This window comes from Streptomyces sp. WMMB 322 (assembly GCF_900090145.1).
GTDB lineage: Bacteria > Actinomycetota > Actinomycetes > Streptomycetales > Streptomycetaceae > Streptomyces.
Window position 1 is genome coordinate 59494 of the sequence record NZ_FMHI01000024.1, and the last position, 20799, is coordinate 80292.

Annotated in this window: 18 protein-coding genes and 1 rRNA gene; 13 read left to right on the forward strand and 6 right to left on the reverse strand. The window is 71.6% G+C overall.

Annotated elements, in window-relative coordinates:
- Nucleotide 1: 1 nt before the first annotated feature.
- Nucleotides 2–502 (forward strand): helix-turn-helix transcriptional regulator, encoded by a 501-nt coding sequence (locus H180DRAFT_RS27490; RefSeq protein ID WP_254666210.1) that lies wholly within the window; start codon nt 2–4, stop codon nt 500–502.
- Nucleotides 503–576: 74 nt separating this feature from the next.
- Nucleotides 577–1065 carry a VOC family protein gene (locus tag H180DRAFT_RS27495; RefSeq protein ID WP_055488859.1) on the forward strand — a complete coding sequence of 163 codons (489 nt, stop codon included), beginning with the start codon at nt 577–579 and terminating at the stop codon, nt 1063–1065.
- Between the two features lie 75 nt (nt 1066–1140).
- Here H180DRAFT_RS27495 and H180DRAFT_RS27500 read toward each other — a convergent pair whose 3' ends face one another.
- Nucleotides 1141–2097 carry an HhH-GPD family protein gene (locus tag H180DRAFT_RS27500; protein WP_055488860.1) on the reverse strand — a complete coding sequence of 319 codons (957 nt, stop codon included), beginning with the start codon at nt 2095–2097 and terminating at the stop codon, nt 1141–1143.
- A gap of 678 nt (nt 2098–2775) precedes the next feature.
- Between H180DRAFT_RS27500 and H180DRAFT_RS27505 the strand changes: the two genes are divergently transcribed.
- Nucleotides 2776–3639, forward strand: a complete 864-nt coding sequence (locus tag H180DRAFT_RS27505) for a hypothetical protein (protein ID WP_055488861.1) — start codon at nt 2776–2778, stop codon at nt 3637–3639.
- A gap of 181 nt (nt 3640–3820) precedes the next feature.
- Here H180DRAFT_RS27505 and disA read toward each other — a convergent pair whose 3' ends face one another.
- A complete protein-coding gene (disA, locus tag H180DRAFT_RS27510) occupies nt 3821–4948 on the reverse strand; it encodes a DNA integrity scanning diadenylate cyclase DisA (RefSeq protein WP_055488862.1) in 1128 nt (375 codons plus the stop codon).
- Between the two features lie 70 nt (nt 4949–5018).
- Nucleotides 5019–6440, reverse strand: coding sequence for a DNA repair protein RadA (gene radA, locus H180DRAFT_RS27515; protein ID WP_055488863.1), 1422 nt, complete (start codon nt 6438–6440; stop codon nt 5019–5021).
- A 345-nt stretch (nt 6441–6785) separates the two neighbouring features.
- Here radA and H180DRAFT_RS27525 point away from each other — a divergent pair, with 345 nt between their 5' ends.
- Entirely contained in the window at nt 6786–8651 is a 1866-nt protein-coding gene (locus H180DRAFT_RS27525; RefSeq protein WP_254666211.1) for a hypothetical protein, read from the forward strand.
- 176 nt (nt 8652–8827) lie between these two features.
- Here the strand turns inward: H180DRAFT_RS27525 and H180DRAFT_RS27530 are convergent, their stop codons facing one another.
- Complete coding sequence (locus H180DRAFT_RS27530; RefSeq protein WP_055488886.1) at nt 8828–9733, reverse strand: DUF3109 family protein; 906 nt, start codon at nt 9731–9733, stop codon at nt 8828–8830.
- A gap of 162 nt (nt 9734–9895) precedes the next feature.
- On the opposite strand from H180DRAFT_RS27530, the gene H180DRAFT_RS27535 reads away from it, so the two are divergent.
- The 5 genes from H180DRAFT_RS27535 (at nt 9896) to H180DRAFT_RS27555 (ending at nt 15159) form a co-directional block, all read left to right on the forward strand.
- Nucleotides 9896–10828 carry a Ppx/GppA family phosphatase gene (locus H180DRAFT_RS27535; protein ID WP_055488865.1) on the forward strand — a complete coding sequence of 311 codons (933 nt, stop codon included), beginning with the start codon at nt 9896–9898 and terminating at the stop codon, nt 10826–10828.
- 158 nt (nt 10829–10986) lie between these two features.
- Complete coding sequence (locus H180DRAFT_RS27540; protein WP_055488866.1) at nt 10987–11823, forward strand: sugar phosphate isomerase/epimerase family protein; 837 nt, start codon at nt 10987–10989, stop codon at nt 11821–11823.
- Entirely contained in the window at nt 11820–12437 is a 618-nt protein-coding gene (locus tag H180DRAFT_RS27545; RefSeq protein WP_055488867.1) for a TetR/AcrR family transcriptional regulator, read from the forward strand. Before H180DRAFT_RS27540 ends, H180DRAFT_RS27545 begins: the two co-directional genes overlap by 4 nt.
- A 266-nt stretch (nt 12438–12703) precedes the next feature.
- Nucleotides 12704–14545, forward strand: coding sequence for a dihydroxy-acid dehydratase (gene ilvD / locus H180DRAFT_RS27550; protein WP_055488868.1), 1842 nt, complete (start codon nt 12704–12706; stop codon nt 14543–14545).
- A gap of 320 nt (nt 14546–14865) precedes the next feature.
- Complete coding sequence (locus H180DRAFT_RS27555) at nt 14866–15159, forward strand: hypothetical protein (RefSeq protein ID WP_055488869.1); 294 nt, start codon at nt 14866–14868, stop codon at nt 15157–15159.
- 96 nt (nt 15160–15255) lie between these two features.
- Here H180DRAFT_RS27555 and H180DRAFT_RS27560 read toward each other — a convergent pair whose 3' ends face one another.
- Nucleotides 15256–16776 (reverse strand): SulP family inorganic anion transporter, encoded by a 1521-nt coding sequence (locus tag H180DRAFT_RS27560; RefSeq protein WP_055488870.1) that lies wholly within the window; start codon nt 16774–16776, stop codon nt 15256–15258.
- Between the two features lie 236 nt (nt 16777–17012).
- Nucleotides 17013–17387 carry a hypothetical protein gene (locus H180DRAFT_RS27565; protein WP_055488871.1) on the reverse strand — a complete coding sequence of 125 codons (375 nt, stop codon included), beginning with the start codon at nt 17385–17387 and terminating at the stop codon, nt 17013–17015.
- 218 nt (nt 17388–17605) lie between these two features.
- Here H180DRAFT_RS27565 and H180DRAFT_RS27570 point away from each other — a divergent pair, with 218 nt between their 5' ends.
- From H180DRAFT_RS27570 to H180DRAFT_RS27585, 4 genes are all read left to right on the forward strand, one after another.
- Entirely contained in the window at nt 17606–18403 is a 798-nt protein-coding gene (locus H180DRAFT_RS27570; RefSeq protein ID WP_055488872.1) for an ABC transporter ATP-binding protein, read from the forward strand.
- Between the two features lie 70 nt (nt 18404–18473).
- Nucleotides 18474–19211, forward strand: a complete 738-nt coding sequence (locus tag H180DRAFT_RS27575; RefSeq protein ID WP_055488873.1) for an ABC transporter permease — start codon at nt 18474–18476, stop codon at nt 19209–19211.
- Nucleotides 19212–19317: 106 nt separating this feature from the next.
- Nucleotides 19318–20127: a pyrroline-5-carboxylate reductase gene (gene proC / locus H180DRAFT_RS27580; RefSeq protein WP_055488874.1), complete on the forward strand. Its 810-nt coding sequence runs from the start codon at nt 19318–19320 to the stop codon at nt 20125–20127.
- Between the two features lie 568 nt (nt 20128–20695).
- A 16S ribosomal RNA gene (locus H180DRAFT_RS27585) occupies nt 20696–20799 on the forward strand; the annotation flags it as partial.

The window sequence follows — 20799 nt, forward strand, 5'->3', positions numbered from 1 at the left end:
CATGAACACGCCGGGCATGGCGCGGCTGCGCGCCATGCGCATCGCCAAGGACGCCATGGACCGAGAGTGGTCCGATCCGGGCCTCGACCTGGACGCCGTCGCGGCCCGCGCCGGTTACTCGCGCTATCACTTCGTCCGGGCGTTCAAGGCCACCTACGGAGAGTCGCCGGGCCAGTACCTCAGCCGCCGCCGCATCGAGCGGGCGGAGGAGCTGCTGCGCTCGGCGAACCTGTCCGTGACGGAGATCTGCATGGCGGTGGGCTTCACCAGCCTCGGCACCTTCTCCGCGCGCTTCAAGCAGCAGACCGGCACCAGCCCGAGCGACTACCGCAGGCAGCACGGACGCCGGGCGGCGGCGATGATCCCGGGCTGCTACGCGATGCTCTTCACGGGCGGCTTCAAGGAGCGCCCGCGCCCGGGGCAGGAGCCCGGCCAGGGCGGGCCCGCGGAGCACCGGCCCGAGGAGCGCAACAACGAAGAAGCGCTGGACAGACCCCTCTGAGACGGTGAACGGGCAGCCGGGAGCAGCGCTCCCGCGGCTGGTTTCCCGTCCACCGCAACCATCCGGAGCACGCCGTGATCAAGAGCCTGGCCATCGTCACCGTCTGGACCACCGACCAGGAACGGGACAAGAAGTTCTTCGTCGAGACCCTCGGCTTCACCGAACGTACGGACCTGCACATGGGCGACATGCGCTGGGTCACCGTCAGCCCGCCCGGCCAGCCCGACGTCCAGCTCACGCTGATGCGCCCGGACGGGCCCGGCCTGGACCCCGAGTCGCAGAAGGCGGTGGAGACGCTGGTGCACAAGGGAGCGCTGGGAGCGGGCGTCTTCGCCACTGACGACTGCCGCGCGACGTACGCGGAGCTGAAGGCGAAGGGCGTCGAGTTCGTCCAGGAGCCGCAGGAGCGCCCGTACGGCATCGAAGCGCTCTTCCGTGACCCCTCCGGAAACTGGTACTCGCTCACTCAGCAGTGGGAGCAGGACGAGCTCGACATGAGCAAGCCCTGGAGCGGCTGCGTCGAGGACGTCGAGGACGCCGAGGGCGACGGCCAGGAGCGATAGCAGGGAACCGGGGACCGGACAGCCGACGGCGCCGCCGAGCCCGGGACATCGGCGGCGCCGTCGAGGTCGTCGTGGTCAGGTGAGCGGCAGCCGGTAGACGCCGCCCGGCAGCGGCTCGACGAGACCGTCGGCCACCAGCCCGTCCAGGGCCCGTGCCCGCTGGACGGAGTCGTTCCACACGCGGTCCAGGGTGGCCTGCGGAACGGGCGTCACCGCTTCGCGCAGCACGGCCAGCAGTTTCCCGCGCACCTGCCGGTCCGTCCCGGCGTAGGTCTGCGTGCGACGCGGCGGGTCCACGTGTTCGGGCGCGCCCGCCAGCTGCCACGCGCAGAGATGTCTGATCGGGCACTGCGAGCAGGAGGGGGCGCGTGCGGTGCACACCAGCGCCCCGAGTTCCATCGTCGCCGCTGCCCAGCGTGCCGCCGTCGCCTCGTCCTCGGGGAGCAGCGCGCGGGCGAGCTTGCGTTCGGCGGCGGTGGTCGCGTTCGGCGGGTACTGCCGGCCGCTGACCGAACGGGCGAAGACGCGGCGGACGTTGGTGTCCAGGACCGCGTGCCGCTGCCCGTACGCGAAGGAGGCCACGGCAGCGGCGGTGTACTCGCCGACGCCGGGCAGCGCGAGGAGCTGTGCGTGTTCGCGCGGTACGTCGCCACCGTGCCGTTCAGCTATGGCGGCCGCGGCGCCGTGCAGGCGCAGTGCGCGCCGTGGATAGCCGAGCCGGCCCCAGGCACGTACGGCTTCGCCCGGGGGTTCGGCGGCGAGGTCGGCGGGTCGCGGCCAGCGGCTGAGCCACTGCTCGTACACCGGCAGCACCCGGTTCACGGGCGTCTGCTGCAGCATGAACTCGCTGACCATGACCCCCCACGCACCCGCTTCGGGGCGGCGCCAGGGCAGGTCTCGGGCGTTCGCGTCGAACCAGTCGACGACGGGGGAGTGGAGGGCGCGGGCGGTCTGTTCGAAGGAGCCGGTGGTCTCGGCCGACTCGGCTCCGGGCTCGGGCTCGGGCGGAGCGGTCTCGGTGGTCGCAGTCATGGCAGGACCGATCCTGACACGGGGGGCAGCCGCCCGGGAAACGCGACGCACAGGCGACGGGAGTGGTCATCCGAGTCGTGAGACCCAGGATCCGGACATGCGGATCTGCGCGGGCCCTCGCGACGACTGCATGGGGCGTCCCGGGGCCGCATGCCAAGGGGGGAAGCCCTGCTGCGTTGTCGGCATCCGTCAGTCCCCTGGCCTTCGGCATGGGGAGCCCCAGGGCCTTTGGGTAACCGCAGGGCCTTCGGCATGGGCCCGTACGTGGACGATCTCGTGCCTCGGGCCTCCAGCGCATCCGGCGCCGCGCGCTGATCTGCGACGGTGCTGCGACGGTCCGGACGACGGGCCCCGGTGCGCGCCATCGTCCCTCCGGAGCCGGGAGTTGGGGCCGGAGCGCGCGAAGTGGGCCGCGCAGCGGGTGAGATCGCGAGGCAGCTCGCGAACAACGCCCCGCCGGCGGGCCCACGTGCCCACGTGCCCACGTGCATTCCGTTCCGGAACCGGCACGACATGTGCTGACTGCTGCTGACCGCCCGTCAGTTCGCTGCGCGAGCGGTGTGTGCGCAGCGCCTTCGCAATTCAGAGACGCAGGGTCCGCGCGTTCGTCATAAAAGTTGCCGCATCGTGCGCCGGGTACCGGGCTTCGGGGCACGCGTCGTCTCGTAAGGTTTCCGCGTGGGATCACTGCGTAATCCGATCGGCCCCCTCCCTTCCTCCATTTACTGGCGCAGAAGGGCAGTTGCCCTTGCCATTCTCGCGCTGCTGGTTCTGCTGACGGTCTGGGCGCTCGGCCTCGGCGGCGGTGACAGCGGCAACGAGGGCAAGGGCGACGACGGCAAGCCGCCCGCCAGCACCATCACACCCGGGCCGACGGATTCCGGTCCCGCGATCACCGAACGCCCCGGCGGGCGCGACGAGTCGGACGAGGGTGCCGGCTCCCAGGGCGGCTCCTCGGGCGGGGACGGCGGATCCGGCGGCGCGGACGACGGGGGACCGGACGACGGCTCGGGCTGGCGGCCCGGCGGCAGCGGCTCCTCCGCGTCCGGCGGCGGTGACAGCGCGGGCGGCGGTTCCGGCTCCGGTTCAGCAAGCGGCGGTGGCTCGGGCGACTCCGGCGGCGGCACTGCCGTACCGGCCGGGTCCGAGCTCCCGGCCTGCGGTTCCGGCGTCACGGTGACCCTGCGCAGCGTGCACAAGGAGTACGAGCCGGGGGAGAAGCCGGAGTTCGAGCTGACGGTGAAGAACAAGCGGGGCACCGCCTGCAAGATCGACCTGGGACGCAAGGAGTCGGTCGTCACCGTGAAGAGCGCGGGCGGCAAGAAGATCTGGGCCTCCGACGACTGTGTGCGCGACGAGAAGCCGGCGCTCTACCAGGTCCCGGGAAGCGGGACCGCCATCCACACCTTCGTGTGGTACCGGGAGCCCAGCGCCGTCAACTGCGGTACGCCGTCGAGTGATTCGGTGAAGCCCGGCGACTACGAGATCGAGGTCGACGTCAAGGGCCTGAAGAAGCTAGACGCCTCCTTCGAACTGAAATAGGGAACCGCCCGTGAACGGCGGCCCGGTGACAGGCGCAGATCGCCCGGCGGCTGCGCGCGGGCGTCCACGCTCCCAGGGACGGACGAACCCACGCGCCGGGCGGACGCATCAGTCGTCGGCAGCCGCACAGTGCCGTGCGTGCCGGGCCTCGCGGGCCGGTGAATCTCTGGCCGCGCAGCGCTCAGACGTACCGCTCCAGAATGCTGGACTCCGCGAGCCTGGAGAGGCCTTCGCGCACCGAACGGGCCCGCGCCTCCCCGACCCCGTCGACGGTCTGGAGGTCGTCCACGCTCGCCGCGAGCAGCTTCTGCAGACCGCCGAAGTGTTCGACGAGGCGCTCGATGACCGTCCCCGGCAGCCTCGGCACCTTCGCCAGCAGCCGGAATCCGCGGGGTGAGACGGCGGAGTCCAGCGTCTCGGGGGCACCGCTGTAGCCCAGTGCCCGTGCCACCGTGGGCAGTTCGAGCAGTTCGGAGTGCGTGAGCCTGTCCAGTTCGCCGAGGGCCTCGCCGACCGTGCGGGAGCGGCGCCCGCTGGGTTCCGGCACGTAGTCGCGGGCCACCAGCTCGCGCTCCGGCTCGACTCCCGCGATCAACTCGTCGAGCTGGAGGGAGAGAAGCCGCCCGTCCGTGCCCAACTCCACCACGTACTCCGCGATTTCCGTGGCGATGCGGCGCACCATCTCCAGCCGCTGGGCGACGGCGGAGACGTCGCGCACCGTCACCAGGTCCTCGATCTCGAGGGCGGACAGCGTGCCCGCGACCTCGTCGAGCCGCAGCTTGTAGCGCTCCAGGGTGGCGAGGGCCTGGTTGGCGCGGGAGAGAATCGCCGCCGAGTCCTCCAGCACGCGCCGCTGCCCGTCCACGTACAGCGCGATCAGCCGCATCGACTGGCTGACCGAGACGACCGGGTATCCCGTCTGGATGGAGATCCGTTGCGCGGTGCGGTGCCGGGTGCCCGTCTCCTCCGTCGGGATCGAGGCGTCCGGTACGAGCTGCACTCCGGCCCGCACGATCTTGGTGACGTCCCGGTCGATGATCAGCGCGCCGTCCAGCTTGCACAGCTCGCGCAGGCGCGTCGCGGTGAAGTCCACATCGAGGATGAAGCCGCCGGTGCACAGCGGTTCGACGTTCTTGTCCATGCCGAGGAGGATGAGTCCGCCGGTGTTGCCTCGCAGGACCCGCTCAAGGCCGTCACGCAGGGCTGTACCGGGCGCCACCGCGCTCAGTGTGGCGCGCATCAGGCCCTCGGCGCCGGAGCCTCCCCCACCGGTCCTGCCGGGAGCTGCTGCCCGGTCATTGGCTGCCACGGCACTCCTTCGGTCGTTCGTGCGTACGGGCGGGACCGGGGCAAAGTCTACCGGCGGCGCGCGCCGCACCCTACTGCGCTGGCGTCGCCGGACCCGGCCGGAGCGTGCCGGACGCCCTGGAGCGGGCGGGCAGCACGGCCAGCGCCTCACCGATGTCCGCGACCTCGCGCACCCGCATGCCGTCGGGAATCCTGCCGGGGTCGACAGGGACGAGGGCGTGTGTGAAGCCCAGGCGGGCGGCCTCGGCCAGTCTGCGCTGCACGCCCGTGACCCGGCGCACTTCACCGGCGAGACCGACCTCGCCGACGGCGACGAGGTTCTTCGGGAGCGGAGTGTCGCCGGCCGCGCTCGCCAGCGCGAGAGCTACGGCCAGGTCGGCGGCCGGTTCGGAGAGCTTCACGCCGCCGACCGTCGCGCTGTAGATGTCCCGCTTGCCGAGCGCGCTGATCCTTCCCCGCTGCTCCAGCACCGCGAGCATCATCGAGACGCGGGAGGTCTCCAGGCCCGACGTCGTGCGCCGCGGAGAGGGGATCTGGCTGTCCACCGTCAGCGCCTGCACCTCCGCGACGAGAGGACGGCGGCCTTCCAGGGTCACCGTCAGGCAGGTGCCGGGCACCGGCTCGGCGCGCCGGGTGAGGAAGAGCCCCGACGGGTCGGCGAGGCCGGTGATGCCCTCGTCGTGCAGCTCGAAGCAGCCGACCTCGTCGGTCGTCCCGTACCGGTTCTTCACGCCGCGAACCAGGCGCAGCCGCGCGTGGCGGTCGCCCTCGAAGTGCAGTACGACGTCGACGAGATGTTCCAGGAGGCGGGGCCCCGCGATCGACCCGTCCTTGGTGACATGGCCGACGAGAAGCGTGGACATCCCGCGGTCCTTCGAGGCGCGGATCAGGGCGGCGGCCACCTCTCGCACCTGGGCCACTCCGCCCGCGGCGCCGTCGATCTCGGGCGACGCGACGGTCTGCACGGAGTCCATGATCAGCAGGCTGGGCTTCACCTCGTCCAGGTGCGCGAGGACGGCGGAGAGGTCCGTCTCCGCCGCGAGGTACAGGTGGTCGCCGATCGCCCCGATGCGGTCGGCCCGCAGCCGCACCTGGCCCGACGACTCCTCGCCCGTGACATAGAGCGTGCGATGCGACTCGTCGGACGCCTTGGCCGCCACGTCGAGCAGCAGCGTCGACTTGCCCACGCCGGGCTCGCCCGCGACCAGGACCACCGCCCCGGGGACCAGACCTCCGCCGAGCACCCGGTCCAGCTCCGGGACGCCGGTGCCGCGCGCGGCGACCTGCGTGCTGTCGACCTGGCCGATGGGCAGCGCGGAGGCGGACACCCGGCCGGCGGCGGTCGTGCGTACAGCGGGGGCGCCGCCCACTTCGTCGACGGTGCCCCACGCGTGACACTCGGGGCAGCGGCCGAGCCACTTGGCCGTCTGCCAGCCGCATTCCGAACAGCGGTACGCGGGACGGTCCTTGGCGGAGGTTTTGCGGGCAGCCATGTTCGTCACCGTAGACGGGGGCGCTGACAACGCGGGCACCGCCCGGGTCACGTGCGCCTGCGGCCCGCTCCTGTGCCACGACGTCCCGGTGCGTCACCCGGTGCGTGACCCGGTGCGTGCCGGCGCGCGTCCCGGCGCGTGTCCCGGCTTCCGCGCTCTCTCGTCACGCTGCGTGTGCGTCTTCGACCGCTTCCCGTGATGCCCCTTGTCACCCGTGCGTGGACGGGGAGTTGAGCCCTTCGTGAGGCCTCGCGTCCCCTTTCGTGGGAGATGGTCACCCGTAAGGATTAAACCTGGACGACTGGGTCCGCAGCGGACGCATCGCCCGCCTACCGTCTGCGGGTGATGAGCAGCAGGCGCGACCACCCCACGCAGACCACCGGTGCACACCGTGCGCATTCGGCGCTGCGGCCGAATCAGCACCAGCGCTCCGGTCCGTCCAAGGTCTTCAGCCGAGCCGGCGCGTCCCCGAAGGCGGGCGCGAACGGCACGGCCGGTGCGGCCACTTCGGCCGTCGCCGACGGCCCGGCGCCCCCGCCCGGTGCCGTGCGCACGGCGGGCGCTCCCGTCGGCACGGTCGCATGGCCCGAGGCCGAGGGGTCGGCCGGGCAGTCAACAGGCGCCGCGGTGCCGTCGGTTGCGACGGTCCCGGCCGACGCCGTGCCGGGCGGCGAGCCGGCGGAGCGCGGGCTGGTCCGCTACGAGCCGTATCTGGACGGCCTGTTCACGTACTGCCTGTCGGTGATGTGCGAACACGACGCCGCCATCAGCGCCGTCGGCGAAGCGCTCGTGATCGCCGACCGGCAGCACGAGCGCGACCGCGCGCCGTCCCGCCGCAGCCTGCACCGCCCGTGGCTGTACGCGCTCGCCCGCTGGGTCTGCCTGCGCCGGCTGGCCGAGCAGAACAGCCGCGAGGGCGGCCGCGACACGGCCCCCGCCACCGCCGCGCATCTCACCGAGGCCGCCCGCACGCAGCGCCGCCGGGACCTCGCGGCCCTCGCCTGGCCGGAGGCCGCGGGCACCACGCCCGAGCAGCGTGAGGCGCTGGAGCTGGCCGTACGCCACGGCCTGCCGGCGCACGAGGTGGCCGCCGTGCTCTCGCTCAGCGCCGAGGCCGCGAGCGCACTGCTCTCACAGGCGGCCTGCGAGGTGGAGCGCACCCGCGCCGCGCTCGCCGTCGTCAAGTCCGGTGGCTGTCCCGCCGTGTCGGGCCTCGCAGGTGAGGACCAGCTGCTGCTCGGCCCCGCCTTCCGGCGCGAGCTCGTCAAGCACGTCGACGAGTGCCCGCACTGCCGCCGCGCCGCCGAGCGTGCCATGTCCGGCGTCGCGTGGCCGGGCACGGCCCCCGCAGGCACCGCGGTGCTCGCCGTGCTCGAGGCTCCGCGTCCGGCTGTGGAGGCGGCCGTGCTCACCGTTCGGCGGGCACGTCACAAGCACATGCCCCGCTTCGACAGAACCGGCTTCCCGGTGGAGATCAAGGACCGTGGGGCCCGCCGCGACAAGCTGCGCAGCAGGGCCGTGACCACGACGGTCGTGGCCACCGTCATCGCCGCTCCGGTGCTCGCGCTGTGGGCCGCGTACCGGGGTGCGCCGTTGACCGGCGAGTCCGACGGCTCCTCCGTCTCGGCCTCCGAGCGCGACGACGAAGCGGCCCTGCGCGGGCAGCCGTTCGAGAACGCCGCGGAGGACAGGGTGCGCGGGCGCGACGACCGCGGGCGGGACGGCAAGGACGACTCCGGCAAGAAGAAGGCCCACGGCAAGCACGGCAAGGACAAGTCCGGGGCCACCGCGGGTGCGGGACGGCTGTCGGTCGACGCCCGGCCCGCAGGGGGCGCGACGCTCATCAGGCTGACGGCGAGCGGGAGTTCGCCCGTGCGCTGGTCGATGTCCGGTGACGCCTCATGGCTGGTCTTCAGCCGTACGAGCGGCGTGCTGCGCCCCGGTGAGACCGTCACCGTACGGGTCGGCGTCCTGCGCAGCCGCGAGCCCGCGGGCGCCTGGGCCGCGCACATCCGGGTCGCACCGTCCGGTGCTCTCGTCACGATCAAGGGACGGGGCTCCGGGTCCACGTCACCCACGCCGCCGCAGAACCCCCCGAGTCCGCCGCCGTCGTCCGAAGAGCCCACGACGCCGCCGCCCTCGGAGGACCCGACGACGCCGCCGCCGGAGGATCCCCCGTCCTCCGAGGACCCGAGCTCGCCCCCGGACTGACACGGCACCGCCATCACGTGCCGGTTCGCACACAGTTACCGGTTCGCACACAGTCACCGGTGCACGCACAGTTGCCGGTGCACGCACAGACACCAGTACACGCACAGGCACCGGTACACGCACGGACACCGGCACCGGCCGGACGGCGCGGCGGAGCCGGCCGCCCGGCGTCCTCGTCAGCCCTGAGGCGGGTCGGCAGGTTTCGGATCCGCCGGTTTCGGGTCGGCCGGGTGCGGGGCCAGCAGCGGAAGCGGCGCGAACCGCGAGCCCGGGCCGGAGGCCGCACCCCCGTCGCCCTGGGCGCCGAGGCGCTGCTCGCACAGCCCGGCGAGGGTTTCGTAGCCCGCCTCGCCCATCAGCTCGGTCAACTCCGGTTTGTACGAGACGTACACGGGCTCGCCCGCCCCGTGCGCAGAGGGCGCCGAGGTGCACCACCAGTGAAGGTCGTGCCCTCCCGGCCCCCAACCCCGCCTGTCGTACTCGCCGATGGAGACGACCAGCACCTGCTCGCCGTCGGCCTGCTCGACCCATTCGAAGGTCCTGCGGATGGGCAACTGCCAGCACACGTCCGGTTTCGTCTCCAGCGGCTCACGGCCCTCGCGCAGCGCGAGCATGTGCAGGGCGCAGCCCTGACCGCCGGGGAATCCGGGCCGGTTGTGGAAGATGCAGGCGCCCTCCCAGCGGCGCGTCTGCCGCTCCCCGTCGTTCTCGTCCTTCTCCACCCAGCCGGAGCCGGTGCCCACGTCGTGGAACTGCCATGTCTCCGGCGTCAGTCGCTCCACGTGCGCCGCCACGCGCTCCTCGTCCTCCTCGTCGGAGAAGTGCGCGCCCAGCGTGCAGCACCCGTCGTCCGCCCGGCCGGGCCTGATGCCCTGGCATCCCTGCCCGAAGACGCAGTGCCAGCGCGAGGTGAGCCATGTCAGGTCGCAGCGGAAGACCTGCTCGTCGTCTGCGGGGTCGGGGAACTCGACCCAGGCCCGGGGGAAGTCCAGGCCTGTCTCCTCGGACCTGGGGCCGGCGCCGTCGTGGCCCTGTTGCTCCTCGTCGGCCGGGTCGCCGCCACCGTTCCGCTGCTGCGCGATCTGTGCCTCCTGGGGGCCCTGCGCCTGTTGAGTTCCCTGGGCCTGTTGTCCCGGCTGTCCAGGATTCGCCCGTCCGCCCTGCTTCCGGCGCTTCGCCGCTTTCGTCTTACCCACGTGCCCCAGCGTAGCCGCGGAGGCACCCGAAACGGCTAGCGTGACCGTATGAGACTCGGTGTCCTCGACGTGGGCTCGAACACGGTCCACCTGCTCGTGGTGGACGCGCACTCCGGCGCGCGGCCCCTTCCCGCCTATTCACACAAGGCAGAGCTCAGACTCGCCGAACTCCTCGACGAGGAGGGTGCGATCAACTCCGACGGCGTCGACCGTCTCGCCGCCACCGTCGCCGACGCGCTCCAGGTCGCGGAGGACCAGGGGGTCGAGGATCTTCTCCCGTTCGCCACCTCCGCGGTGCGTGAGGCGGCCAACGCGGAGCACGTCCTCGCACGCGTCGCCGAGGAGACCGGCGTCAAGCTGGAGGTACTCACCGGCGAGGACGAGGCCCGGCTCACCTTCCTCGCCTCGCGCCGCTGGTTCGGCTGGTCGGTGGGCCGGTTGCTGCTCCTCGACATCGGCGGGGGCTCCCTGGAGATCGCCTTCGGGCAGGACGAGGAGCCGGATGCCGCCGTCTCGCTGCCGCTGGGCGCCGGCAGACTCACCAGCGCCTGGCTGCCCGGTGATCCGCCCGACACGGACGGCCAGCGGGCGCTGCGCCGTCACGTACGGACCGAAATCGCGCGCGTCGTCGGCGAGTTCACCCGCTTCAGCTCCCCGGACCACGCCGTCGGCACCTCCAAGTCGTTCAAGCAGCTCGCCCGCATCGCCGGTGCGGCCCGCAGCTCCGAAGGCCCGTACGTCGAACGGCGGTTGAGCCGTGCTGCGCTGGAGGCGTGGGTGCCGCGCCTCGCCACCATGACCGCCGCCGAACGGTCGGAGCTGCCCGGGGTGTCGGCGGGCAGGGCTCATCAGCTCCTCGCCGCAGCCATGGTCGCGGAGGCCGCGATGGACCTCTTCCGCGTCGACGAGGTCGAGATCTGCCCCTGGGCGCTGCGCGAGGGCGTCATCCTGCGGCGCCTCGACCACCTGCGCAGCTCGTGAGATCCCTCACGGCAGCCGCCGCCGTACGCGCGCTGCCGCGGCCTTCAGAAGGCGTCGCGGCAGCGTCGTGACCAGCGGAACGATCAATGGGCGGCCCGTCGCGGAGCGGCCTCCCGCTCCCGGACCGGGCACCCGGGCGGAGCCTTAGGCTGTCTGCTGTGGTCCAACCTGCTCGCGTCCCCGATGTGAAGGTCGCCCTGTCGACGGCCTCCGTCTATCCGGAGTCGACGGCGACGGCTTTCGAGATCGCCGCACGTCTCGGCTACGACGGAGTCGAGGTCATGGTGTGGACGGACCCGGTGAGCCAGGACATCGAGGCACTGCGACGCCTCTCCGACTTCCACGGCGTTCCCGTGCTCGCCGTGCACGCCCCCTGTCTGCTGATCACCCAGCGCGTGTGGTCCACGGACCCCTGGGTGAAACTCCAGCGTGCGCGGTCGGCAGCGGAGCGGCTCGGCGCGTCGACGGTCGTCGTGCACCCGCCCTTCCGGTGGCAGCGCAATTACGCGCGCGACTTCGTCAGCGGCGTGTGGCGGATGGCGGGCGAGACCGACGTGCGCTTCGCCGTGGAGAACATGTTCCCGTGGCGCTACCGCGACCGCGAGATGCTCGCCTACGCGCCCGACTGGGATCCCACCCGGGACGACTACCGGCACTTCACGATCGACCTCTCGCACACGGCGACCTCGCGCACCGAGACCCTCGCCATGCTCGACCGCATGGGCGACAGGCTCGGTCACGTGCACATCGCGGACGGCACCGGGTCGAACAAGGACGAGCATCTGGTCCCCGGACGCGGCAACCAGCCGTGCGCGGAGCTCCTGGAGCGGCTCGGCGCGAGCGGCTTCGACGGCCACGTCGTCGTCGAGGTCAACACGCGGCGCGCGATGTCCGCGGACGAGCGGGAGAGCGACCTGGCCGAGGCGCTCGCGTACACGCGGCTCCACCTGGCCTCGGCGGCCGTAGGAGGCCCGTCCCCGCAGGGGCAGCGGTGAGCGCGGACGGGCCGGTGCGCAGACGCGGCCGTCCCGCGTCCGCGGAGAAGGCGGCCGGAGAGCCGGCGACCCGGGACCGCATCCTCGGCGCAGCCCGTACGGAGTTCGCGGAGCGCGGCTACGACAAGGCGTCGATCCGGGCGATCGCGCGCCGCGCGGGCGTGGACTCCGCCCTCGTGCACCACTACTTCGGCACCAAGGAGCAGGTCTTCACGGCGGCCGTGCAGGGTGCGTTCGCCCCGGCCATGGGCATTCCCGACCTGCTGCTGTCGGGCAGCCGTGAGGAGTGGGGCGAGCGGCTCGTCGGATACGTGTTCAAGATCTGGGAGGACGCGGTCACCCGCGATCCCCTGATGGCGATCATGCGTTCCGCCGTCAACAACGAGACGGCCGCGTCCATCTTCCGTGGGCTCGTCTCCCGCAACCTGCTGGAGCGCGTCGCCGGGGGACTGGACAAGCCGGACGCGGCGCTGCGGGTGGAGCTGGCGATCGCCCAGCTCGTGGGCACCGCCATGCTGCGGTACGTGATCAAGGTCGAGCCGCTCGCGTCGGTCCGGCCCGAGGAGCTGATCCCCCGGCTCGCGCCCTTCGTGCAGCGGCATCTGACCGGCTGAGGCCTGCCGGGGCCGTACGTGCCGGCCCGGGGCTGTGGCGCCGAAGACCCGGAGCTGTCGCGCCGGCGCCCCGGGCGGCCCCGCTGACGGAAGGTCTCAGCATGTGATCCCGGGGTCCGGATCCCGGTCGTGTGGGCGTATCCTCGGGCGCTACCGAATGTGCGAGCTGCCGCCCCGCAGACGAGGCGACGCAGGCGCCGGGCGGCGCGCACCGGAGACATCGCGCGTCACCGGAAGGCGTACGCGCCGTACGAGGGAGTTGCACGATGCCCGAGCTGAGGTCCCGCACCGTCACACACGGCCGCAACATGGCGGGTGCCCGAGCCCTCATGCAGGCCTCGGGCGTAGCCCGCGAGGACTTCGGCAAGCCGATCATCGCGGTCTCCAACAGCTTCACGGAGTTCGTTCCCGGGCACACCCACCTCCAGCCCGTGGGCCGGATCGTGAGCGACGCGATCAAGGCCGCCGGCGGCATTCCGCGCGAGTTCAACACGATCGCCGTCGACGACGGCATCGCCATGGGCCACAGCGGGATGCTCTACTCGCTGCCCTCCCGCGACCTGATCGCCGACTCGGTGGAGTACATGACCGAGGCGCACTGCGCCGACGCCCTCATCTGCATCTCCAACTGCGACAAGATCACGCCCGGGATGCTCAACGCCGCGATGCGGCTCAACATCCCGACCGTCTTCGTCTCCGGCGGCCCCATGGAGTCCGGCACGGCGACCCTCGTCAACGGCACGGTCCGCAAGCTCGACCTGATCAGCGCCATCTCCGAGTCCGCCAACGAGAGCGTCTCGGACGAGGACATGCGCCGCATCGAGGACAGCGCCTGCCCCACCTGCGGCTCCTGCTCCGGCATGTTCACCGCCAACTCGATGAACTGCCTCACCGAGGCCATGGGCCTCTCCCTGCCCGGCAACGGCTCCGTCCTCGCCACGCACACCGCCCGCAAGGCCCTCTACGAGGACGCCGGTGCCACGGTGGTCGAGCTGGCCCGGCGGTACTACGAGCAGGACGACCAGACCGTGCTGCCCCGGAGCATCGGCTCCCGCGCCGCCTTCGAGAACGCGATGGCGCTCGACATCGCCATGGGCGGCTCCACCAACACGATCCTGCACCTGCTCGCCGCCGCCCAGGAGGCGGAGCTCGACTTCACCATGGCGGACATCGACGCGCTCTCCCGCTCGCTGCCCTGCCTGACCAAGGTCGCGCCGAACGGCACGTACTACATGGAGGACGTGCACCGCGCCGGAGGCATCCCGGCCATCCTCGGCGAGCTGTACCGCGCGGGCCTGCTCAACGAGGACGTGCACAGCGTGCACTCCCCGTCGCTTGCCGACTGGCTCAAGAGCTGGGACATCCGCGGAGGGTCGCCCTCGGCGAAGGCCACGGAGCTCTTCCACGCCGCGCCCGGCTGTGTCCGCTCCGCCTCGGCGTTCTCGCAGTCCGAGCGCTGGGACTCCCTCGACACCGACGCCGCGGGCGGCTGCATCCGCGACATCGAGCACGCCTACTCCACGGAGGGCGGCCTGGCCGTCCTCCACGGCAACCTCGCCGAGAACGGCTGTGTCGTGAAGACGGCGGGCGTCGACGAGTCGATCCTCACCTTCAGCGGGCCGGCCGTGGTGTGCGAGTCGCAGGAGCAGGCCGTCGAGGCCATCCTCGCCAAGCAGGTCAAGGAGGGCGACGTCGTCGTCATCCGCTACGAGGGCCCCAAGGGCGGCCCCGGCATGCAGGAGATGCTCTACCCGACGTCGTTCCTCAAGGGACGCGGACTCGGCAAGGCGTGCGCGCTCATCACCGACGGCCGCTTCTCGGGCGGCACTTCGGGCCTGTCCATCGGCCATGTCTCGCCGGAGGCGGCCGGCGGCGGCACGATCGCACTCGTCGAGACCGACGACGAGATCGTCATCGACATCCCGAACCGCACCATCCGGCTGAACGTCCCGGACGAGGAACTCGCCGCGCGCCGCGAGGCGTTGAACGGCCGCTACGCGCCCCGCGACCGCGACCGCAAGGTCTCCACCGCCCTGCGCGCCTACGCGGCCATGGCCACCAGCGCCGACAAGGGCGCCGTGCGCGACCTGAGCCAGCTCGGAGGCTGACACCCGCCGTACGGCCGCCCGCTCACGTGGTCGTACGGCGGTTCCCTCCGCGTGGTCGTACAGCCGTCCCGCCCGAGTCGCCGTACGGCCGTCCGCCCGTCCCGGCGCGACGAGCCCGCCCGCCGTGGCCGTACGGGTCTACGGGCCCCCTACGGGTCCGCCGTACGGCCACGGCTCTGCCGCGGACCGTTCCACCCGGAGAGGCCTCGGGGAGAACCCTGAACCGCCCCCGATCTCCGCGGTGGCGACTTTCCCGGCCCGTCCGCGGTGCGCATCATCAAGTGCGTGCATGACCCCAGGAGCCGGAGAAGGGCATCGACGTGAGTGAGCAGACGGCAGGCCTCGCCGCCACCGACCCAGCCGGAGTCTGGGCGGCCGCCATCGGGACCGGGGGCGTCTTCGTCCTGCTGATCGTGCTCGTGTGGCAGATCGCCGCGACCTGGCGTGCCCGGATGCTCGCGGCGCGCGAGGAGCAGTACAAGGAACTCGCCCGCAAGTACGCGGAACTGCTCGAGGACAACGTCGAGTTGCACCGTCGCAGCATCGAGGAGCTGACGGCGGCCAGGCGTTCGGTCGACGCGCTGGAGCGGAAGATGATGCGCGAGGTCGAATGACCGCCGGCCGTCGTACTGCCGGTGCGTGGCATGCGCCGCCTGCCACGCCCGGCGACGGGGCGGCGGTCACGCGTGTGGCCGTCTCCCGTACCGCGTCTACCCGTGCTGCCCCGCCCCCGCGGAGCCGTCGTGGCCCGAGGGGCCCGCAGCGGCTGCCGAGAGCGAAGGCGCGGAATCTGCACGGGAGTTGTGCTCCTCCTGCCACGCCGCCAGTGCCGTCCCGCACGCGTGGTCGACGTGCCGCAGTCCCGCCAGGTTGAGTTCGACGGTCCGGTCCCGGGGCAGAGCCTCCAACTGGTCCAGCAGCTTGGGCAGCCTCAGGAACGTCGCGTTGCCCAGCACGCGTACGCGCAGAGCCTCGTCCGCGCCCGGGTCCTCCGTCTCGACCTGTACGTGGGAGATCTCCCAGGCGGTCTTCACCACCGCAAGCAGCAGTCCGGCCAGCACGCCCTCGAACAGGTTGGTCCCCACGATCGTCAACGCGGTCACCGCCAGTACCACGGCCTCCGCACGGTGCTCCCGCCACAGCGGCACGAACTGCCGTACGGGAATGAGCTTCCAGCCCGCGTGCACCAGCACTCCCGCCAGCGCGGCCACCGGAATCATCCCGAGCCCCCCCGGCAGCGCGGCCACGAAGAGCAGCAGCCACACCCCGTGCAGCACCCGTGAGAGCTTCGTCCGCGCGCCGGCGGAGACGTTCGCGGAGCTGCGCACGATGACCGCCGTCATCGGCAGTGCGCCCAGCGCCCCGCACACCGTGTTGCCCGCGCCCTGCGCCATCAGCTCCTTGTCGTACTCCGTGCGCGGACCGTCGTGCAGCCTGTCCACGGCCGCCGCGCTGAACAGCGACTCGGCCGACGCGATGAGCGTGAACGCCAGCACCGTCCCGGCGACGCCGAGGGACAGCAGCTCCCCGAAGTCCTGTGCACCGGGCGGCTGTACGGCCTCCAGCACGCCCTGCACCCGTACGCGCGCCACCGGCAGTTCGAAGGCGGCGGTCGCTGCGGTGGCGAGCCCCACAGCGGCCAGCGGCGCGGGCAGGACCTTCGCGGCGCGCTTCCACCGGGGCCAGAGGATCAGCACCGCGATCGTCCCCGTGCCGACGACGGCCGCGGTGGGGGCCGTGCTCCCGCCGAGCAGGTCACCCCCGAGTCCCGGCAGGCCCATGATCTTCGCGGGGCCGCCGGCGGGCGCCTTCGCGTCGGCCAGCGCGTACACCTGACCCGCGATGAGCACCATGCCGATCCCGGCGAGCATGCCCTGCACGACGGCGACGGAGATCGCCCGGAACCACCTGCCCAGGCGCAGCGCGCCCATGAGCAGTTGAAGCAGTCCGGCGCACAGCACCAGCACACCGAGCACACCGAGGCCGTACGACTGCACGGCTTCGTAGACGAGCACGGTCAGGCCGGCCGCGGGCCCGCTCACCTGGAGGCTGCTGCCCGGCAGCACTCCGGCGACGAGGCCGCCCACGATTCCGGTCACCAGGCCGAGTTCGGCGGGCACGCCGGATGCGACGGCGATTCCGACGCACAACGGAAGGGCGACGAGAAAGACGACGAGGGACGCGGTGACATCGGCCCGGAGGGTCGAGCGGGCCTTGATTCTCATAGGCATGGGGCATCTCCAGCCTGGCCCGCGCCGCGATGCGCGGCGGGACATGGCGTGACGGGTCGCTGAACGGATTCGCTGAACGGATTCGCTGAACGGACTCGCTGAACGGACTCGCTGACAGGAGCGGAGCGGAGGCAGCGTGCGGTGGGCACCGGGCCGCCGGTCGACTCCGTTCCGCGCGGGACGGACCCGCGGACGTGCGCGGAAACGCGGACGCGGGAAGCGGGAATCGGGAACGATCAGCAGCGGAAGGTCTGTTGGAGCACGGTCCGGTCGACCGACCGGCCACGCGCCACACGCTCACGCTCAGTGATGGACTCCGCCCGGATCTCTTCCCGTGCCGCTCCGGCATCGCAACCGCACACGCGTCCGGGAGCCCTCGTCAGCGCCTGGGATCCGGCGGAGCGGCGCGGCCCGTGCCTCGGCTTGCAGTCGTCCTCGGCCGTCCCGGAGTGCTCGTACGGAAGTCCCGCCTGCGCGGCAGCCGCGTTGGCGGGACGCATTCCCTGCCCCATGGCCTGTGCGGACACGCTTTCCGCGCCGAGGAGGGCCGCGAGCGTCAGAACCACGGCGGTGACGAAGGCCCGCACGCCGCTGCGTCTGCTCGCCGCCATCAAGCCTCCCTCGATCCACCCCGACCGCTCATTGACAGGGGGCTTCATTGTGTCAACCAGCCTGTGTGCGTTTGCAAGTCGGCACGGCCACTCTGCGTGAAAAGCGACGGACGGATGGCTGTAACCCACCGCCGCGTCGCGCGGAGTCATCCGTGCGTGCGGGAGCCGTCGTCATCGGCTCTTGACGCGTGCCACGAACGCGTCACACAATTCATCGCATGATGAATAAACGTCCTCCGGGGCCCCCTGCACGCCATACGCAGGGAACAGCACACCCGGCGATCAAGGCGGCCGGCCTCAGCGTCGTCCGGGGCGGCAGCACGGTCGTCGACGACCTCACCTTCGACGTCCCCGCGGGCAGCGTCACCGGCCTGCTCGGCCCGTCCGGCTGCGGCAAGTCCACCCTCATGCGCGCCCTCGTCGGCACCCAGGCCAAGGTCACCGGCACTCTGGAAGTCCTCGGCCGCCCGGCCGGCTCGCCGCCCCTGCGGGCCCGCGTCGGCTACGTCACCCAGGACCCCTCCGTGTACGGAGACCTGACGGCACGCCAGAACCTCGACTACTACGCGGCGGTGCTCGGGATCCCGCGCCGCCAACGCGCCGACGCGGTCGACCGCGCACTGGGCGACGTGGACCTCTCCCCCCACGCCGACTCCCTCACCTCGAACCTCTCCGGCGGCCAGCACTCCCGGGTCTCGCTCGCCGTCGCCCTGCTCGGCACGCCCGAACTGCTCGTCCTCGACGAGCCGACGGTCGGCCTCGACCCCGTGCTCCGCCGCGACCTGTGGAACCTCTTCCACCGCCTCGCCGCGGAGCGCGGCACCACGCTCCTCATCTCCTCCCACGTCATGGACGAGGCGGACCGCTGCCAGAACCTGCTGCTCATGCGCTCCGGCCGGCTCCTGGCCGCCGACTCCCCCGCCGCCCTCCGCGCCCGTACGCACACCGACTCGGTCGAAGGCGCCTTCCTGCACCTGGTGGACGAGGCCCGCAGGCACGAGACCACCGCCTGCTGACCCCACGCCGCACCGCCCCAGCGCCCGCCGCTGCCCCGAAACCACCCGCCCCGAACCGCGGAGAACAGCCATGAAGCCGGCCCGGACCCTCGCCACAGCCCGGCGCGTACTGCGCCAGCTCGGCCACGACCCACGCACGATCGGCCTGCTGCTGTTCGTGCCCGTCCTGCTGCTCGTACTCCTCTACTACGTCTTCGACGCCGACCGGCGCGCCTTCGATTCCATCGGCGCATCCCTGCTCGGCATCTTCCCGCTGGTGACGATGTTCCTGGTGACGTCCATCGCCACCCTCCGGGAGCGCACCTCGGGAACCCTGGAGCGGCTGCTGTCGATGCCGCTCGGCAAGGGCGATCTGATCGCCGGCTACGCGATCGCGTTCGGAATACTCGCCGTCGTCCAGGCGTCCCTCGCCACCGCAGCGGCCGTGTGGCTCCTCGACCTCGACTTCGCCGGCTCACCGGCCATGCTGCTTCTGATCGCCCTGCTCGACGCGATCCTGGGCACCGCCCTGGGCCTCTTCGTCAGCGCCTTCGCCGCCTCCGAGTTCCAGGTCGTGCAGTTCATGCCGGCGATCATCTTCCCGCAGATCCTCCTGTGCGGCCTCTTCGCGCCGCGCGACAGCATGCAGCCGGTCCTCGAATACATCTCGAACGCCCTGCCCATGTCGTACGCCGTCGACGGCATGAACCAGGTTCTCCAACACCCCGATCCCACCGGCGACTTCGTACGCGACGCGGTCATCGTCGCGGGCTCCGCCCTCCTGGTCCTCTGCGTGGGTGCGGCCACCCTTCGGCGCCGCACGCCCTGACCCGCGGCCGCGGCGCATCCACCAGCCGGACGGTTGCGCCGCGGCCCCCGCGCCGGTGCGAGGATGAGAGGAGCACGAGTACGCACTGGACGAGGTGAACCAGCCAATGACCCAGAAAGTCGCAGTCCTCGGCACCGGCAAGATCGGTGAGGCCCTGCTCTCCGGGATGCTCAGGGGCGGCTGGTCACCGTCCAACCTCCTGGTCACCGCCCGACGCCCCGAACGGGCACAGGAACTGCGCGAGCGGCACGGCGTGGAGGCCGTCAGCAACACCGAGGCCGCCAAGCGCGCGGACACCCTCATCCTCACCGTCAAGCCGCAGGACATGAACACGCTGCTGGACGAACTGGCACCGCACACCCCCGCCGAACGCCTCGTCATCAGCGGCGCCGCCGGACTTCCCACCACGCTCTTCGAGGAGCGTTTCCAGCCCGGCACCCCCGTCGTCCGCGTGATGACCAACACCCCGGCGCTCGTGGACGAGGCGATGTCGGTGGTTTCCGCCGGCACCCACGCCACCGAGGCCCATCTCGCCCTCACCGAGGAGATCTTCAACGGCGTCGGCAAGACCTTGCGCGTCCCGGAGGCCCACCAGGACGCGGCCACCGCGCTCTCCGGCTCCGGGCCCGCCTACTTCTACTTCCTCGTCGAGGCGATGACGGACGCCGGGATTCTGCTGGGGCTCCCGCGGGACAAGGCCCACGACCTCATCGTGCAGGCCGCCATCGGCGCCGCGGCGATGCTCCGCGACAGCGGCGACCACCCCGTGACACTGCGCGAGAACGTCACTTCACCGGCCGGAACCACCATCAACGCCATCCGCGAACTCGAGAACCACCGGGTGCGCGCGGCCGTCCTGGACGCACTCGAGGCTGCGCGGGACCGCAGTCGCGAACTGGCCGCAGGCAAGCGCTGATTCATGTGCGCGTGTGCACGCCGGGAGCGGTTTTGGGGCGCGTCAGCAGGTGGTGTAAGCTCCAACAGTTGCCGGTCAGCCGTAATGGCTCCACCGGCGGCACTCCCGCCGTCCGACGGCAACCACTGATGGTGTGAACCCCTCTCGCGGGGCTGTTTTTCGTGCGTCTGTGTGCGGAAATCAGTTCGGTGCGGGTTGTGTGGCGTCTCGATTTTGAGGTGCTGGGGGAGTTCCTCTAATGTGGCGGCCGCGTCGGAAGACGGCCCCTCCCGGCAGGGGATTCAGGGATGGAAATCCGGTCCGTTCGGATCGGGAATTCGGATCTGATAGTGTCGGGTTTACCGAGAGGGAAGCGCCCGGAGCGGCCTGTGAGGGTTGTGATGGAAGCGTCCGTTCTTTGAGAACTCAACAGCGTGCCAAAAGTCAACGCCAGATATGTTGATACCCTCGTGTCTCCACAGGTTTTGTTTGTGGAGGCGTGGGATTTCTTTGATTGACAGCGAGGATGCTGTGCACGCCGGGATTATTCCTCCTGGTTGTGCCGCTCTTTCGTGGTGTTTTTGATGCATTCACGGAGAGTTTGATCCTGGCTCAGGACGAACGCTGGCGGCGTGCTTAACACATGCAAGTCGAACGATGAAGCCCTTTCGGGGGTGGATTAGTGGCGAACGG